Raw genomic sequence first — 15,412 nt, forward strand, 5'->3', positions numbered from 1 at the left:
CCTGCAAGCATGGTATTATTCGCACCTTATGCTGTCGATAAACTCACTCATTAACTCATTCAAACGGATCAAAGCCGGCAAAAAAAGCCGCGCAGCAGCCGAGGGAGCCGCACCACTCATCGTGCCGCGCTCCGACCATAATATTTCCCGAGATCTCATCAGTCCCAGTGCATTAAAAGTGCTTTATACCCTGAAGGATGCAGGTTACGAGGCGTATCTGGTGGGTGGTTGTGTACGGGATTTGTTGCTTGGCTATGAACCTAAAGATTTTGATATCACCACCAATGCGTTGCCAGAACAAGTCCACCGTTTATTTCGTCGCAGCCAGTTAATTGGCCGACGTTTTAAACTGGTTCATGTGCGGTTCGGTCGTGATGAAATTATTGAAGTAGCAACATTTCGTGCACCGCCTGAAGCGAAAAATCATGTCGATGATCAAGGCCGCATCATGCAGGACAATGTATATGGCACATTAGAGCAGGACGCCTGGCGGCGGGATTTCACCATCAATGCGCTGTATTACAACATCCGTGATTTTTCAATTGTCGATTACACGGGCGGGATTGCTGATCTGCAAGCTGGTTTGATTCGATTAATTGGTGATAAACCGGTTCGTTATCGTGAAGATCCGGTGAGAATGTTGCGGGCTTTACGCTTTATGGCCAAGTTAGGTCTCAAGCTGGAAGCCGAAACCGAGCAATTGATTATTGATTTGGCACCATTACTCGGCGATATCCCTCCGGCCAGATTATTTGATGAAACCTTAAAACTGTATTTAAGTGGACAGGCTGCTGTGACTCACGAGCTGCTTTGTCACTACGGTGTGTTTGATCATCTTTATCCGCAAACAGCGGCGTTATTGCATCAGGAAAAAGACGGTTATCCAAGAACATTGCTGATGAAAGCGCTGGAAAATACCGATAAACGTCTGGCTGATAACAAACCGGTTACTCCGGCATTTTTGTTTGCTGCCTTGTTGTGGGAACCGCTACGTCAACGTTGGCTGCAACTAAGCAAGGAAATGCCTGAGATTCCGGCCATGCAACGCGCCGCTGGCGAAGTCTTATCAGAGCAGATTCAAATCGTGGCGATTCCCAAGCGTTTCAGCCTTGTAACCCGCGATATATGGACTATGCAGCCAAGACTGACACGTCGTCAGGGCAAACGCGCCTTTGCTTTATTGTTACATCCAAAATTCCGGGCGGGTTATGACTTTCTGGCTTTGCGCGCCCAATCTGGTGAACCTTTGCAGGAATTGACGGATTGGTGGACTACCTTCCAACAGGCATCTGCTACCACTCAATCCGATATGGTGAATGCTCTGGGGACTGGAACTGGCGGAGAAGCTGAGAAACGCAAACCACGTCGCCGCCGCCGTAAACCCGTTATAAAAAAAGTGGAATAATGCTCGCTTATATAGGACTTGGCAGTAATCTGGAAAACCCATTGCAGCAGATTAAAACTGCCATAGAGGATTTGCAGTCAGTAGCCGATATCAACATCGTATCAGTCTCTTCGTTATACCAGAGCCCACCAATGGGACCGGCAGATCAACCGGACTACATCAATGCGGTATTAGCATTGGAAACTAGCCTTAATCCCCATCAATTATTAGACGCCTTACAATCTGTAGAACAACTGCATGGTCGTGTACGAAAGCGTCACTGGGGAGAGCGGACGCTGGATTTGGATATCTTGCTCTATGGTGATCAAATATTGGATGATGAACGACTGCAAGTACCGCATCCAGGCATGCGGGAACGGGCTTTTGTATTATATCCGTTAGCCGAAATAGCACCGGATATTCTTATTCCGGGTATTGGTGCCTTGCAGGAAATCTTGCCATTATGTCCGCAAGGTGATTTACAACAAGTGGAACAGATTAGCTTATGAAAACATTGTCGCATCGCTATATTGTTGTTGAAGGCCCGATTGGTGTCGGCAAAACCCATCTGGTAAAACGATTGGCAGAGAGCTTTTTTGGAAGCACATTATTAGAAGCCCCGGAACAAAATCCATTTTTAGAGCGTTATTATCTGCATCCCAAACAATCAGCTTTGCCAACGCAGTTAAGTTTTTTGATGCAACGCGTCAAGTTAGCCAAAACCTTGCAACAGGACGATTTATTCACTTCGCTGCATGTGGCGGATTTCATGCTGGAAAAGGATCGCTTATTTGCACAGATCTCGCTGGATGATGATGAACTGGCTTTGTACAACATGGTTTATGAAAACCTTACCCTGCATCATAGAACGCCGGATCTGGTGATTTATTTGCAAGCTTCCTTACCGACTTTGAAAACCCGGATTGCACAACGTGGAATCAGCTATGAACAGCATGTAGAAGACGCTTACCTGAAACGTCTGGCAGATACCTATGCTGACTTTTTTCATTATTATGATGCGTCACCGTTACTTATTGTTAATGCCGAGCAGATTGATCTGGTGAAAAGTGAAGCCGATTATCAACAGCTTCTGGATCAGATTTGCACCATCCAAAGTGGTCGTCAGTACTACAACCCGTTGCCGGTGAAAGAGAAAAAAGCATGAGTCGTCTGAGCCTCAATCAGCTGCGTAAAATGAAAGCTGAACACAACAAAATCGCTGTTTTGACAGCCTATGACGCAAGTTTCAGCCATGTACTGGAGCAGGCCGGGGTTGATATTGTTCTGGTGGGTGATTCATTGGGAATGGTGATCCAGGGGCAGGAAAGCACCTTGCCAGTCACAGTAGATCATATGATTTACCATACAGCGAATGTGATTCGAGGCAGTGATCGCTTGTTTGTTATCACCGATATGCCTTTTATGAGTTACGCCAATATCGATCAGGCTTTGCATAATGCTGCACGGTTGATGGCTGAAGGCGGGGCACAAATGATCAAGCTGGAGGGCGGGGCGGAGCTGGTTGAATTAATCTCTGCTTTGAGCCAGCGTGGTATTCCGGTATGTGGTCACCTCGGTTTATTGCCACAGTCTGTTCATAAGTTAGGTGGTTATCTGGTTCAAGGCCGAGAGGCATCGGCAGCGGAGAAAATCCTGCAGGATGCTATCAGTCTGGAACAGGCTGGTGCCGATATGCTGGTGCTGGAATGCGTACCCGCAGAATTGGCTAAAAAAATAAGTGAAGCACTTTCCATTCCGGTAATTGGCATTGGTGCCGGTGCCGATTGTGATGGTCAGGTGCTGGTGTTGTACGACATGTTGGGTATTACTCCCGGTAAACGTCCACGTTTCAGTCATGACTTTCTGGCTGATTGTGGTCATATTCCCGCGGCAATAAGTCGTTATGTTGAAGCCGTTAAAAACGGTGATTTCCCGACTGTTGAGCAACAATATTAATGCAAATTGTGGAATCGATTCTGAGCCTGCGTGGCCAGATAAAAACCTGGCGTGCCACCGGTGAAACCATTGCTTTTGTTCCCACTATGGGAAATCTGCATGACGGACATATTTCACTGGTTAAAAAAGCACAGACTCTGGCAGATAAAGTCGTGGTCAGTATTTTTGTTAATCCATTGCAGTTTGATGACAAACAGGATTTAGCGAAATATCCACGTACTTTGCAGGCTGATGTGAAAAAGTTGATGCAGGCTGGCTGCAATCTATTATTTACGCCGGATACAGAAGTGATCTATCCCCAAGGTTTTGACTCCCATACCTTTGTGCATGTGCCGGGTATGGATGACAAACTCTGCGGACTGGAACGCCCAGGCCATTTTGATGGGGTGGCGACGGTAGTCACTAAGTTATTCAATATGGTGCAAGCTGATGTCGCGGTGTTTGGCGAGAAAGATTATCAGCAGTTATTATTGATTCAAAAACTGGTTAATGATTTAAATTTACCAGTGAAAATCGTTGGTGCAGCTATTGTCAGAGACGACAATGGTCTGGCGATGAGTTCTCGTAATCAGCATTTAAGCGAAGCCCAAAAACAACAGGCCGCGGCGTTATATGCAAATTTGCTGGAACTTAAACAGCGGTTGGAGTCGGGAGCTGAAGACTTTTCGGCTTTATTGCAGCAAGCTCATACCAATCTTAGTCAGGCGGGCTTTACGCTGGACTATATTGATATCCGCCGGGCAGATGATCTGCAAATAGCCGATCTGGCGGTGGATAAAGAATTGCGTTTGCTGGCGGCAGGGCGGCTTGGCAGTGTACGCTTGATTGACAATATTGCCTGCAACCTTGCTTGAAAATTCTTTAAAAGCGATAATACACGGCTTACTGACGGAAATTTGCCTGCTATGCATCTGACACTGTTAAAAGCTAAATTACATCGTGCCTGCGTGACCCATTCCGAATTGGAATATGAGGGCTCATGTGCGATTGATGGCAAATTACTCGAAGCCGCCGGCATTCATGAGTATGAGCAAATCCATATTTACAACGTCGCCAATGGCGAGCGTTTTGTAACCTATGCGATTCGTGCTGAAGATGGTTCCAATATCATCTCAGTTAATGGAGCCGCTGCCCATAAAGCTTCTCCAGGCGATCGCATTATTATCTGCGCTTATACCGCTATGGATGCGGAAGAAGTAAAAAGCTTCAAACCGACGCTGGTATATCTGAATGAAAATAATGATATTACCCATATGCGTCATGCTATTCCTGTCCAAGCAGCTTAATTAAAACGCTATAGATATAACGGTTTGCGAGACTGTCATCGAACAGTCATCAAACCGTTATTTTTTTGTCATATGTATTCTCTAGACTTTGCAGCATGAAGTTACCAGAGAATTTGTATGCTCAATATTGAACAAGCTGTTCAACAAAAATTTCCCAATTTCCAGCATCAAAAACCTTGGGTCAGAATACCGACTTTAGGCTTTCTCCGAAAAATCACCCATGAACAAGAAGTTAATCGTTTCCTCGAACAGCATAAGCAGCTCGAAGGTTTTGATTTCATTGATGAAGTATTGGATTACTTTAACTTCAGCTACAGCATAAATCATCGCCACCGCAATAATATTCCTGCCACTGGGCGCGTTGTGATTGTCGCCAATCATCCGTTAGGTGCGTTGGATGGATTATGTTTACTAAAACTGGTCGGTGAAGTACGGCGCGATGTGAAAATTGTTGCCAATGATATGTTGCTGAATTTTTCGGCATTAAGCTCATTGTTTCTGCCAGTTGATAATTTGTCTAAATCCACTCGTAAAAGCAGTGTGGCGCGCATTGTTGAGTGTTTGAATAATGATGAAGCCGTTATCGTGTTTCCTGCCGGTGAGGTGTCGAGGATTCGTCCTGGTGGCGTTCGGGATGGTAAATGGAACAGCGGTTTTCTAAATTTTGCCAAGAAAACCCAGGCGCCTATTTTGCCGATTTATGTTGAGGCCAGAAATTCGTCACTGTTTTACAGTGCCTCCATGGTCTACAAACCTTTGTCCGGCATGATGCTGGCGCATGAAATGTTCAATAAAAACTCTAAAACTATCGGTATGCGAGTTGGTGAGCCAATCGCCTATCAACAGATTGAACAGTTACCGTTGGTTAAAGCAGAAAAAGCCAAATTATTACGTCGCCATTTATATCGGCTGGCAAAAGGTAAAAAGCCGTTGTTTGTGACGGAGCAGACTATTGCTCATCCACAAGAGCGTCGGGCGATAAAAAAAGAATTGCAGCAAGCCGAATTATTAGGTGAAACGGCAGATAACAAGAAGATATATCTGTTTGATTATCAGGCGAATTCAGCAGTGATACAGGAAATTGGCCGGCTGCGGGAAATCACCTTCAGACAAGTCGGCGAAGGAACAGGTAAAAAACGTGATATCGATCATTATGATCGCGATTATCGGCACTTAATTCTGTGGGACGAACAAGAACTTGAGATTGCCGGAGCTTACCGAATTGGTGAAGTGGCTCGAATAATGGCTGCCGGTCGTGATATCTATACCAGCGAACTGTTTAAATTTAATCCGGCAATGCAGAAATACTTTCCGGTGAGTATTGAGTTAGGCCGTAGCTTTGTCAGCCCTAAATACTGGGGTAAGCGCAGTCTCGATTATCTATGGTATGGCATCGGCGCTTATCTTAAACGTTATCCGGATATCCGTTATCTGTTTGGCCCGGTTAGTCTTAGTAATACCTATCCTGATTTTGCCAAGGCATTGATTGTCAGTTTTTATCAAAAACATTTTTCTGAAGCGGAAACACTGGCAAGTGCCAGAGTGCCCTATATGTTTGATACTGAAATACAACAACGGGTTAATTCAACGTTATTTAATCAGGATGCCGATACTGACTTTACTGCTATGCGTGAGCAATTGGCACATATGAATGTGAGCGTGCCAACGCTGTATAAACAGTATGCTGATATCTGTGAGCCGAGCGGGGTGCGGTTTATTGATTTTAATATCGATGCCAACTTCGGCAGTTGTATTGATGGATTAGTGATGGTGGATCTGCAGCAGTTAAAACCAGCCAAACGTAAACGTTATCTGGGCTAATTAACCGTGACAACGTTTGAGTTTTTTGCCACTGCCACAAACACAGCTATCATTCCGGCCCAGTTTTACAGGGGCTAAAAACTCGCCATCGACATAAAACCACTGACCTTGCTGTCGACTGAATCGTGAGCGTTCGTGTAACTGACCAATAGGTTTATCCACATAATAGGCAATAAATTCCACTTCGGCCTCATCACCATTTTCAGTGTGATCAACAATCGTTAAACCCAGCCACGGGGTGGAGTTCATGGTTTGCTGCAAGTTGTCAGCATCATCTGTCTGTCGTTGTGATGCATGCAGAGTTGCCAGTAAATAGCTTTTATTCTGCATTACAAAGGCGCTGTAACGAGAACGCATTAATTGTTCTGCGCTATGCGCTGTCTGCTCACCTTGATGCAATAAGCCACAACAATTTTGATATATCTTGCCACTCTGGCAAGGGCAGTTTTGGGTGGTCATTAAAATGTAATCTTCATTAAATCAGTGTATTGAAAGGTATAGTTTAATTTTATTTTAACTTTTTGATTGCTGATTATTTTGTACTCAATATCACTGTCGGTATCAAATTCCGGCGGTGATACGCCCATTAACTGTCTGGCATAACTATAAAACTCACGCTTGCTGGGATGAGTGTCTGCACAGCCATTAAAAACTTCACCCCAGGCCCCCTGCTGCAAAATGGCATCGATAAGTCCAAGACAATCCTCCAGATGAATCAGATTAACCGGTGCATCGGCTTGCGGCACGCTACTACCATTACGAAAAAATCTCCCGGGATGGCGACGACTATCAATCAAACCACTGAAACGTAATATTGTCGTTTTGAAATGTGAATTGTTCTGAAACAGCTGTTCGATTTGCCATAACTCGCTGTGGTGGTCTTCGGCATTTTCATCCTCAGTGACTTCACGATTCAGATTCTGATATACCGAGGTAGAACTGATAAACAATACTTTTTCAATCGGTGATTTTTCAATTTGCTGGATAAGATCGGCAAAACCGTTTTGATTTTTAGAGGTGATATTGATAATCAGAATTTCGCTTACCAGAAACTCAGGCGGGATCTGTTTGCTGATATCGACGCTAAATGCTTCTGCGCCAGCCTGTTCCAGGATTGGCAGTTTTTCCGGCTGACGGGTGGATGCTTTGATCACACAACCCTGGGCGACAAATTGTTGAATCAACGGCAGGCCGAGCCAGCCACTGCCGAGAATGCTGATGGTGTTATCCATTGAATCGTTCACTTAAGAGAAAAGTAAGATGGCTACAAGCCCTAATGCGTAATATAACATTGGCAACATAGGACGGATAATTTCGCCCTCCGACCAGACAGCCAATTTACCTATCAGTAGTGCAAAACATATTCAGTAACGCACTGACAAAACAGATCTGATTCGTTGTAACAAACTCACGTGCTTTTCCAACAAACAGATTACAGGTGGTGTGTTACCTTGATCGTTGAGTTGTTCTCAGTCAGAATTTTTGAATAAACATATCAGGATACTGGAATACATATGCCTAAGGATTATCGTAAAGTCATCGAATCTGCACATGCCCAGCATAGCGATCACGTGCTGGAGGCCCTGGACAGTTCCGCACATGGTCTGAGCAGTGACGAAGCCGGTAGGCGGCTTGATGAAACCGGGCCAAACAGCTTGCCAGCACCAGAAAAAGAAAGCCTTATCAAACGCTTTTTTAAGCATTTTCATGATTTACTGATTTACGTACTGATCGTTGCCGCTGTGGTAACGGCACTGCTCGGGCACTGGATTGATACCGGGGTGATTCTGGCTGTGGTGGTGATCAATGCCATTATTGGTTTTATTCAGGAAGGCAAGGCGGAGCAGGCTCTGGCCAGCATTCGAAAAATGTTGTCAGCGCTGGCACATGTGCATCGTGATGGCAGCTGGCATGAAATTGAAGCTGAGTCGCTGGTACCGGGCGATATTGTACGCCTCAAATCTGGCGACCGAGTACCTGCAGATTTACGGCTTATCAAGGTCACCGATCTGCGAATTGAAGAATCCGCTTTGACCGGTGAATCAATGCCCGCGGACAAGACAACTGATGCAGTGGAGGCCGACGCGGGAGTTGGTGATCGTCACGGTATGGCGTATTCAGGCACTTTGGTTGCAGCCGGCCGGGGACTTGGCGTAGTCACTGCGACTGGCCCGGTGACTCAGCTCGGCCAAATCAATAGCATGATTGGTGAAGTCGAGACTTTGGCAACACCGCTAACCCGACAGATGACCGAGTTTGGCAAGATTCTATCCGCGGTCATTGTCGGCTTGGCGCTGGCCATGTTTGCTATTGGCTGGCTGTTTCATGACTTCAGCATGAACGAACTGTTTCTGGCGGCAATCGGTTTTGCTGTAGCGGCAATTCCAGAGGGACTGCCAGCGATTCTGACTATCACCCTGGCGCTGGGTGTGCAGCGCATGGCTGGTCGCAATGCCATTACCCGCCGATTGAATGCGGTGGAAACGCTTGGATCAGTGACGGTGATTTGTTCAGACAAAACCGGCACCCTGACCAAAAATGAAATGACGGTGCGTCATGTGATAACGCGGGCGGCCCGCTATGATGTCAGCGGAACAGGTTATACGCCCGAAGGAGATATCACCACGGATGGCAAACCCGTCAGCCTCAGTGAGCATGAGGATCTGCTTGCTCTGGTTGAAGTTGTCAGTATTGCCAACGACAGCCATGTTGCAGAGCAGCATGGGAGCTGGACCTTGACTGGTGAACCCACAGAAGGAGCCTTGTGCACATTGGCACTGAAAAGTGGTTTCAACGGTGAAGCCTATCAGCGCCTGGCAACTATTCCCTTTGAGTCGGAAAACAAGTTTATGGCGACTCTTGAGCGTCTGCCGGAAGGCAAGCAGCGTATTTTGCTCAAAGGTGCACCGGATCGTTTGTTGGAACGCTGTCATTTGCAGCGCGCTGCCGATGGCAGTGATGAACCACTGGACAAGGCATTTTGGGAAGCGGAAATTGATGCACTTGGCGCAGAAGGTTTACGGGTACTTGCAGCTGCGGCGCGGGATGTTGATGCTGAGCACAGCGAATTAAAGATGGCAGATGTCGAACAGGACATGGTGTTTCTGGGACTGATTGGCATTATCGATCCGCCACGACCCGAGGCAATCGCAGCGATCCGTGTCTGTCATCAAGCCGGGATCCGGGTCAAAATGATTACCGGCGATCATGCCGGCACAGCAACAGCTATTGGTCGTGAAATGGGCATTGGTGATGGCCTGAATGCAACCACCGGTGCCGAAATTGAAGCAGCGTCTGATGAAGAACTGCAAGTTTTGGCTCATGACAATGATATTTTTGCCCGAACCAGTCCCGAGCATAAATTGCGACTGGTCAAGGCATTGCAGGCACGTGGTGAGGTGGTGGCGATGACCGGTGATGGCGTTAATGATGCGCCTGCCCTTAAACGGGCTGATGTGGGTGTCGCTATGGGCATCAAGGGCACAGAGGCAACCAAAGAGGCCGCGGATATTGTTTTGGCGGATGATAATTTCAGTTCGATTGAGCGGGCAGTCGAAGAAGGTCGCACCATTTACGACAATCTGAAAAAAGCGATCCTGTTCATTCTGCCCACCAATGGTGCTCAGGGACTGGTGATGCTGGCGGCAGTCGTGTTTGGCATGGTACTGCCTTTAACGCCGGTACAAATCCTCTGGGTCAATATGGTCGTCGCTGTAACGTTGGCGCTAGCACTGGCTTTTGAACCTGCTGAGCCGGGTGTGATGAATCGGCCACCAAGAGATCCCAGGGCCTCAATAGTCGATGTCACCTTCCTGTGGCGTATTGCTTTTGTCTCTGTTTTAATCGGGGGCGCTACATTGGCGGTGTTTCAGTATGAATTGGCGATGGGGATGCCATTGGATGTTGCACGCACCATGGCGGTGAATACGCTGGTATTGGGTCAGCTATTTTATTTGTTTAACAGTCGTTTTTTGAAGGAATCAGCGTTGCGCCTGTCTTTACTGTTCAGTAATCGTGCTGTCTGGATTGCTGTTGCTGTTCTGCTGTTTCTGCAACTCCTCTTTGTTTATGCTCCTTTCATGCAACTTTGGTTTGGAACAGCACCGGTTGAATTACGTCACTGGCTGATACCTGTAGCCGTTGGTATCTTGGTGTTTCTGGTTATCGAAGCAGAAAAGTATCTGCTGCGCCGTCTGTTAAGACATTGATTTGACATAACAATCGTGAAAAATGGCTGATGAATTCCAAGTCACGTATCTTAATGATTTGAACGCAAAGACCTAAAGGGGGAGATACATGGATGTATCAAACTACACTCATCGGGCCTGTGCAGCGCATTTTCAGCCACAACAGAGTCGGCTATGAAAGCTCAACTGGCCCTAAGAGCTTCAACCGAACAATTCCTAACTTATGCGGTCAATACTCTGGTAGTGATGGAGGTGTTTTATTCAATGAATGCTGTTTAGGCGGTGCTTCATGGTCAATAAAACAATGGTTCGCTTCTTATATCGTATTTATGTCGATTGCTTTGGTTATAATCTTGCAACTGATTTTTACCGACGCGCCTTTTATGAGCAGGCTATTTGAAACAATTCCTATCAGTTAGGCCATGATATGGAAATTATCGCGGTAGGTGTCGTCATGTATTTGATTCGGAACTTGAAAAATGGTTACGCCGTAGCTTGACCTGACATCATCAAACCCCAACCACCAACTAAGTGAAAAGTGATACTCAATGAAAAAGTTACTGATATGGTCTTTACTTGTCGTCAGTCCGGTTCATGCCACAGGTATATTTACCGAGGGGGATGAGTTGTTAGTGCAAACCTCTGTCTGGACCAAACACTACAACCCCGAGCCAGATCACAATAACCATCAGAAAATGATTAATGTTGAATATTATTTCAATGATGAGGTGAAGCTGTTTGTGAATCCTGAGCAAGTCAGTTGGCGGGATGATATTCGCTGGTTGGTGGGCGGAGCGACATTTAAAAACAGCTATGACCAGCAAAGTACTTATCTCTATGGCGGTGGGCGCTATGATTATGCTTTAGGCGAAAATACCAAAGCTTATGCCAAGCTGACAGCAGGTTTTTTATATGGTTATCGCGGTGAATATAAGGACAAAATCCCTTTTAACAGTTTGGGGGTTGCGCCAGTTATTTTGCCAGCATTCGGGGTACAACATCGTAGAGTTAATCTGGAATTGGTGCCGTTTGCGGCGGCAGGTGTGATGGTTAACGCAGGGTTTTATTTCTACTGAAAAATGCCTTTAATAACCAGCGTAGCAATACTATAAAGAGACCGGTTAAACCCAATAGAATCACCACAATCGTCCAGGGTAGAGGATGTGGTTTTGGGTTGACCGGTTTATCGACTTTAAGTGCTGGCGGAATATCACGATCGGCTAATTCAATAGTGACCCAATCATCTCGATCTGCCGGAGCGGTTTCCAGATATTCACTAAAACTATATATCGGTGCCCCACCTAACGCCCTACTGGACGGGATTTGTGGAATTCGTACAAACCAGATGGCTTCTATTGATTCTGTAAGTCTCTGTTCATAGTCAGTGAGGGAGCGGGGAGGCTCAGTAGCGGTTAATCGTAGTAAATCTTCGCCGATAGCATCAAAAGCAACGGCGGGTAATAACCGCGTTGTTTCTGTTGTCAGATAGTCGTAGATTTGTCTTGCCGCATCCAGATCTGCTTCGGTTATTGCAGTATAAAAATAGGCACCAATCGCCATAACATAGCCGTTTATGCCACGTGTCGGCACTTTCCAACCCAAAGCACGCAAGGTATCAATGGTGATCCCGGTACAGTTTGCATCTGCATGGTTATAAATGAAATTATGCCGATAGAAATGGTTCATCACCTGATTAATGGACTGCTGAAATTCAGCAGTAGGTTGGCCATCTTTGAGCGTCGCAAACAGCATATATGACGGGCGGTAATAGTTCTGCCCTGCATTTAAATCTGCCAGATAGTTATCCATCGGGGTCACTGCAGCGATAATGGCTTTCTCACTGACAGTATCCAGATTGTAAAAATTGGTTACTAACCAGTCATGGTAGCTGCCATCAGCGTTAAATTTTCCGGTGACGCCAGCAAAATGACCGGCTAAGGCTTCATCATCGTCTCCCTGAGCACCATTCAGCATTAAACCAAATACAGCCTTACCGGTAGATTCCAAGGCTGCTCCAGGTTCGCGTTCCCATAACAAACGACTTTGATGTGGTTGCTGGACGCCACCATCATCAGCTTGTACCAGCGTTTGCAAATCCTCATCCTGACTAAGCGGTAAGAGCTGGTAATTGGTTATGGCAAAATCCAACGGCCATACCGTTCGTGCGATGAACTCATCTGCAATGATTTCGCCGCGCAGGCGGATGTCACGTTTTTTAAAGAACTCGCTAGTGTCCTGATTCCAGAAAGACTGGTTTTGGGGAATCCTGGGAACAGTTTTAAAACCGATTTGTTGTCCATCAGCTATGCTAATTGACTGGCCTGAGTCGTCGAGATTGGCCTGGTCTATTAAGTCAGGTGAAGCAATCCAAAGCGGAATATCATCATTAATCGTTGGTAGAACTTCCAACCATTTAGGTAAGGTTACTGCGGAAGAGGGTGCTGTTGGGATTGGAGCAATGATTTCGTTTTCAAAATACCATTTTGCCTGCGGTGATAAATTGCAATCAGTACAGCTGCCGGTAGTGAGCTGTGTTTGTTCTGCATCCCACTCGCTGATTTCTTTATATTCGTTTTGTTGAGCATAAATCATGCTCAGAAAGATAATGAGGATTTGAGATAATAAAGACATGAGTTAAAGCATAACACGTGCCAGCAGAATTTTTGTGCTGTGGGATTGTGTCTTCTGAATCATAGTGAATTGCTTAATACGCTAAAACTAGGCATTAATTATTCAAGTCCGCATAATGCAACCTGCTTTCGTTGTCACAATCAACCATTTACTGAAATACATGAAATGAATACCTATCGCAGCTCTCAACTTGGTTCATCCAAATTATTTACCATAGTTTTCTGGTTATTGTTAATGGGATCGATGACATTGTTTTTTAATGGTTTTATTGAGCAGAAACACAATCCCAACCGGCATCTGGTGGAAATGGAAGCCGGGCTCGGTACCGATGTGGTGTTACGGCGAAATCAGGCCGGACATTATGTGGCACCGGGTCTTATCAATGGCCATGAAGTAACGTTTTTACTGGATACTGGCGCAACCAATATCAGTGTCCCCGCAGGAATTGCCAGAAAAGCTGGACTGAAACAAGGTAGACAGGCAATGGTTATGACGGCAAACGGTGTGGTGTCGGTTTATGCTACACAGTTGGATACGGTACAGCTCGGAGCAATCAAATTGCAGAATATCTCTGCCCATATCAACCCACATATGTCGGACGATATTGTTTTACTTGGCATGAGTTTTATGAAGCATCTGGATATGACACAGCGTGAAGGAACGCTGACGTTGCGATTACCGGAGATCTGAAGATTGGCCGGTTTTTTCTACCGCCCATTTTTCATAATGTGATCCGGGCTCTCCGGGGTGAAAACAACAGGTAACCCAGGCATTGCCAATCAATTCGGTAATCACCGACTTTGCACCGTCGCTGGTTTTCCACCATTGCTTCAGTTCAAAGCTTTGCGGGGCAGCGGCATAAATACCGATTTTAACGTCCCTGAAAGCCCGTTGATAAAGGTAACGGGTTCGTCTGGCATGCACATGGCTGGTATGAACATTCAGTTCCGTTAAGTTAGCACCTTTTAATGCCAGCCAATCTCTGACCATCACGGCACTCAGATAAGTACGTTCCTGTGCCGATTCGGGGGCGGGGATCACAATCAGTTTTTCCCCATCCAGGCCTTGTTCCAGCATAAATGCCCCGGCTTGTTCAGCGTAGGAAGCATGTGCCGGGCTTAAAAATCGCCGATTGGGGCCGCCGGTAGTGATCATGTATTGATAGCCCTCGGCGTTAAATATAGCTAATGCGGATAATAAGCTGTCTTCTTCCTGCCAGCCTTCCACCACCAGATAAGTACGCTCTGCTAGCGGATCATTAGGGGCAAGAATTACTGCAAGTTGTTTTAATAAAAACAGTCCGCCAATTAGCAGCAGGAGTAAAAAAATCAGCCCCCCCCATACTGTCGGAAACCACATCTCACGCTTTCGGAATAAGGCAATTTTAGGCAAACAAACTATCCCTGCTAATAATAACGATGGTAATTAATCCAGCTTGTCTGGCTCAGCCTTCCTGTCCATAACGCTGATGTAAAATACCCACCCGTTCGACATAAACCTCAGTTTCGGCAAACGGTGGGATCCCTTTATAGCGTTTCACGGCACCAGGACCAGCGTTATAAGCGGCGGTAGCCAATTTGATATCACCGTTGAATGTCTGCAGCAAACCTGCCAGATACTTCACACCACCTTCAATATTCTGCTGAATATCAAATGCATTGGTGACACCCAGATCTTTGGCGGTACCTGGCATTAACTGCATCAAACCCTGTGCACCTTTTTTCGATAATGCTTTGGAGTTAAATGCGGACTCGGCATGAATCACCGCACGCACCAGCGCGGCATCCACTTTATATTTGCGGGCCATGGCTTTTACCGTGTCAGCATAATCCGCTGTATTGAGACCGATGGTATACCAATTGATTTTAGAGGTCGGATTACAGGCATAACAATCATAAGCCAGCACTTCGAACTCACCACTGATAGGTCTTTGATCGGAAAAGCTAAAGCTTTCACCATCATTGGAAAGTGACTTGTAGACAATAGTTTTATTACTGTTTATCGACGTCGGTTTGCGTACATCTATGTCAGCATTGCTAAATTCCACTACGCCATCGCTGTTGCGAACCTGCCTGATATCATTTGCCAGCACACTGCTGGTTAACAGCAGTGAACACAGCGGAATATAAAAATGCTTAGCAATCATG

General features: G+C 46.0%; 16 protein-coding genes. 11 read left to right on the top strand and 5 right to left on the bottom strand.

Translation table 11 applies throughout. The features are described 5' to 3' along the window. The first annotated feature begins 28 nt into the window (after positions 1–28). The 7 genes from pcnB (at position 29) to Q7V21_RS14935 (ending at position 6,447) form a co-directional block, all read left to right on the top strand. Positions 29–1,405 carry a polynucleotide adenylyltransferase PcnB gene (pcnB, locus tag Q7V21_RS14905; RefSeq protein WP_304918037.1) on the top strand — a complete coding sequence of 459 codons (1,377 nt, stop codon included), beginning with the start codon at positions 29–31 and terminating at the stop codon, positions 1,403–1,405. Continuing rightward, positions 1,405–1,893, top strand: a complete 489-nt coding sequence (folK, locus tag Q7V21_RS14910; protein ID WP_304918038.1) for a 2-amino-4-hydroxy-6-hydroxymethyldihydropteridine diphosphokinase — start codon at positions 1,405–1,407, stop codon at positions 1,891–1,893. Before pcnB ends, folK begins: the two co-directional genes overlap by 1 nt. Beyond that, on the top strand, positions 1,890–2,549 hold the full coding sequence (locus Q7V21_RS14915) for a deoxynucleoside kinase (RefSeq protein WP_304918039.1): 660 nt from the start codon (positions 1,890–1,892) through the stop codon (positions 2,547–2,549). Before folK ends, Q7V21_RS14915 begins: the two co-directional genes overlap by 4 nt. Then, on the top strand, positions 2,546–3,340 hold the full coding sequence (panB, locus tag Q7V21_RS14920) for a 3-methyl-2-oxobutanoate hydroxymethyltransferase (protein WP_304918040.1): 795 nt from the start codon (positions 2,546–2,548) through the stop codon (positions 3,338–3,340). The genes Q7V21_RS14915 and panB overlap by 4 nt, the downstream gene beginning before the upstream one ends. Further along, the gene (panC, locus tag Q7V21_RS14925) at positions 3,340–4,194 is read left to right on the top strand and encodes a pantoate--beta-alanine ligase (protein ID WP_304918041.1); all 855 of its coding nucleotides are present in this window, start codon (positions 3,340–3,342) and stop codon (positions 4,192–4,194) included. The genes panB and panC overlap by 1 nt, the downstream gene beginning before the upstream one ends. A gap of 51 nt (positions 4,195–4,245) precedes the next feature. Continuing rightward, entirely contained in the window at positions 4,246–4,626 is a 381-nt protein-coding gene (gene panD / locus Q7V21_RS14930; protein ID WP_069296020.1) for an aspartate 1-decarboxylase, read from the top strand. A gap of 117 nt (positions 4,627–4,743) precedes the next feature. Then, on the top strand, positions 4,744–6,447 hold the full coding sequence (locus Q7V21_RS14935; protein ID WP_304918042.1) for a lysophospholipid acyltransferase family protein: 1,704 nt from the start codon (positions 4,744–4,746) through the stop codon (positions 6,445–6,447). Here Q7V21_RS14935 and Q7V21_RS14940 read toward each other — a convergent pair whose 3' ends face one another. Together Q7V21_RS14940 and Q7V21_RS14945 are read right to left on the bottom strand one after the other, a co-directional pair. Then, entirely contained in the window at positions 6,448–6,906 is a 459-nt protein-coding gene (locus Q7V21_RS14940; protein ID WP_304918043.1) for a YchJ family protein, read from the bottom strand. Beyond that, complete coding sequence (locus Q7V21_RS14945; protein ID WP_304918044.1) at positions 6,906–7,679, bottom strand: SDR family oxidoreductase; 774 nt, start codon at positions 7,677–7,679, stop codon at positions 6,906–6,908. Before Q7V21_RS14945 ends, Q7V21_RS14940 begins: the two co-directional genes overlap by 1 nt. Before the next feature lie 282 nt (positions 7,680–7,961). Here Q7V21_RS14945 and Q7V21_RS14950 point away from each other — a divergent pair, with 282 nt between their 5' ends. From Q7V21_RS14950 to Q7V21_RS14960, 3 genes are all read left to right on the top strand, one after another. Continuing rightward, a complete protein-coding gene (locus Q7V21_RS14950; RefSeq protein ID WP_304918045.1) occupies positions 7,962–10,655 on the top strand; it encodes a cation-transporting P-type ATPase in 2,694 nt (897 codons plus the stop codon). Positions 10,656–10,747: 92 nt separating this feature from the next. After that, on the top strand, positions 10,748–11,053 hold the full coding sequence (locus Q7V21_RS14955) for a hypothetical protein (RefSeq protein WP_304918046.1): 306 nt from the start codon (positions 10,748–10,750) through the stop codon (positions 11,051–11,053). 129 nt (positions 11,054–11,182) lie between these two features. Beyond that, a complete protein-coding gene (locus Q7V21_RS14960) occupies positions 11,183–11,710 on the top strand; it encodes a hypothetical protein (RefSeq protein ID WP_304918047.1) in 528 nt (175 codons plus the stop codon). Here the strand turns inward: Q7V21_RS14960 and Q7V21_RS14965 are convergent. Continuing rightward, positions 11,685–13,265, bottom strand: coding sequence for a hypothetical protein (locus tag Q7V21_RS14965; RefSeq protein ID WP_304918048.1), 1,581 nt, complete (start codon positions 13,263–13,265; stop codon positions 11,685–11,687). The two genes, Q7V21_RS14960 and Q7V21_RS14965, sit on opposite strands and share 26 nt — an antisense overlap. Positions 13,266–13,430: 165 nt before the next feature. Between Q7V21_RS14965 and Q7V21_RS14970 the strand changes: the two genes are divergently transcribed. After that, entirely contained in the window at positions 13,431–13,955 is a 525-nt protein-coding gene (locus tag Q7V21_RS14970; RefSeq protein WP_304918049.1) for a TIGR02281 family clan AA aspartic protease, read from the top strand. On the opposite strand, the gene Q7V21_RS14975 is transcribed toward Q7V21_RS14970, so the two are convergent. Both Q7V21_RS14975 and Q7V21_RS14980 read right to left on the bottom strand, forming a co-directional pair. Continuing rightward, complete coding sequence (locus Q7V21_RS14975) at positions 13,941–14,624, bottom strand: ElyC/SanA/YdcF family protein (RefSeq protein ID WP_304918050.1); 684 nt, start codon at positions 14,622–14,624, stop codon at positions 13,941–13,943. The genes Q7V21_RS14970 and Q7V21_RS14975 overlap by 15 nt on opposite strands. 85 nt (positions 14,625–14,709) lie before the next feature. Continuing rightward, a complete protein-coding gene (locus tag Q7V21_RS14980; RefSeq protein WP_304918051.1) occupies positions 14,710–15,411 on the bottom strand; it encodes a lytic transglycosylase domain-containing protein in 702 nt (233 codons plus the stop codon). Position 15,412 lies beyond the last annotated feature (1 nt).

It is taken from the genome of Methylophaga sp., assembly GCF_030651745.1.

Coding starts and splice junctions, on each gene's coding strand:
- panD (WP_069296020.1), top strand. CDS start 4,246: ATGCATCTGACACTGTTAAAAGCTAAATTACATCGTGCCTGCGTGACC.
- Q7V21_RS14965 (WP_304918048.1), bottom strand. CDS start 13,265: ATGTCTTTATTATCTCAAATCCTCATTATCTTTCTGAGCATGATTTAT.
- Q7V21_RS14945 (WP_304918044.1), bottom strand. CDS start 7,679: ATGGATAACACCATCAGCATTCTCGGCAGTGGCTGGCTCGGCCTGCCG.
- folK (WP_304918038.1), top strand. CDS start 1,405: ATGCTCGCTTATATAGGACTTGGCAGTAATCTGGAAAACCCATTGCAG.
- Q7V21_RS14940 (WP_304918043.1), bottom strand. CDS start 6,906: ATGACCACCCAAAACTGCCCTTGCCAGAGTGGCAAGATATATCAAAAT.
- pcnB (WP_304918037.1), top strand. CDS start 29: ATGCTGTCGATAAACTCACTCATTAACTCATTCAAACGGATCAAAGCC.
- Q7V21_RS14950 (WP_304918045.1), top strand. CDS start 7,962: ATGCCTAAGGATTATCGTAAAGTCATCGAATCTGCACATGCCCAGCAT.
- Q7V21_RS14935 (WP_304918042.1), top strand. CDS start 4,744: ATGCTCAATATTGAACAAGCTGTTCAACAAAAATTTCCCAATTTCCAG.
- Q7V21_RS14970 (WP_304918049.1), top strand. CDS start 13,431: ATGAATACCTATCGCAGCTCTCAACTTGGTTCATCCAAATTATTTACC.
- panB (WP_304918040.1), top strand. CDS start 2,546: ATGAGTCGTCTGAGCCTCAATCAGCTGCGTAAAATGAAAGCTGAACAC.
- Q7V21_RS14915 (WP_304918039.1), top strand. CDS start 1,890: ATGAAAACATTGTCGCATCGCTATATTGTTGTTGAAGGCCCGATTGGT.
- Q7V21_RS14980 (WP_304918051.1), bottom strand. CDS start 15,411: ATGATTGCTAAGCATTTTTATATTCCGCTGTGTTCACTGCTGTTAACC.
- Q7V21_RS14955 (WP_304918046.1), top strand. CDS start 10,748: ATGTATCAAACTACACTCATCGGGCCTGTGCAGCGCATTTTCAGCCAC.
- panC (WP_304918041.1), top strand. CDS start 3,340: ATGCAAATTGTGGAATCGATTCTGAGCCTGCGTGGCCAGATAAAAACC.
- Q7V21_RS14960 (WP_304918047.1), top strand. CDS start 11,183: ATGAAAAAGTTACTGATATGGTCTTTACTTGTCGTCAGTCCGGTTCAT.
- Q7V21_RS14975 (WP_304918050.1), bottom strand. CDS start 14,624: ATGTGGTTTCCGACAGTATGGGGGGGGCTGATTTTTTTACTCCTGCTG.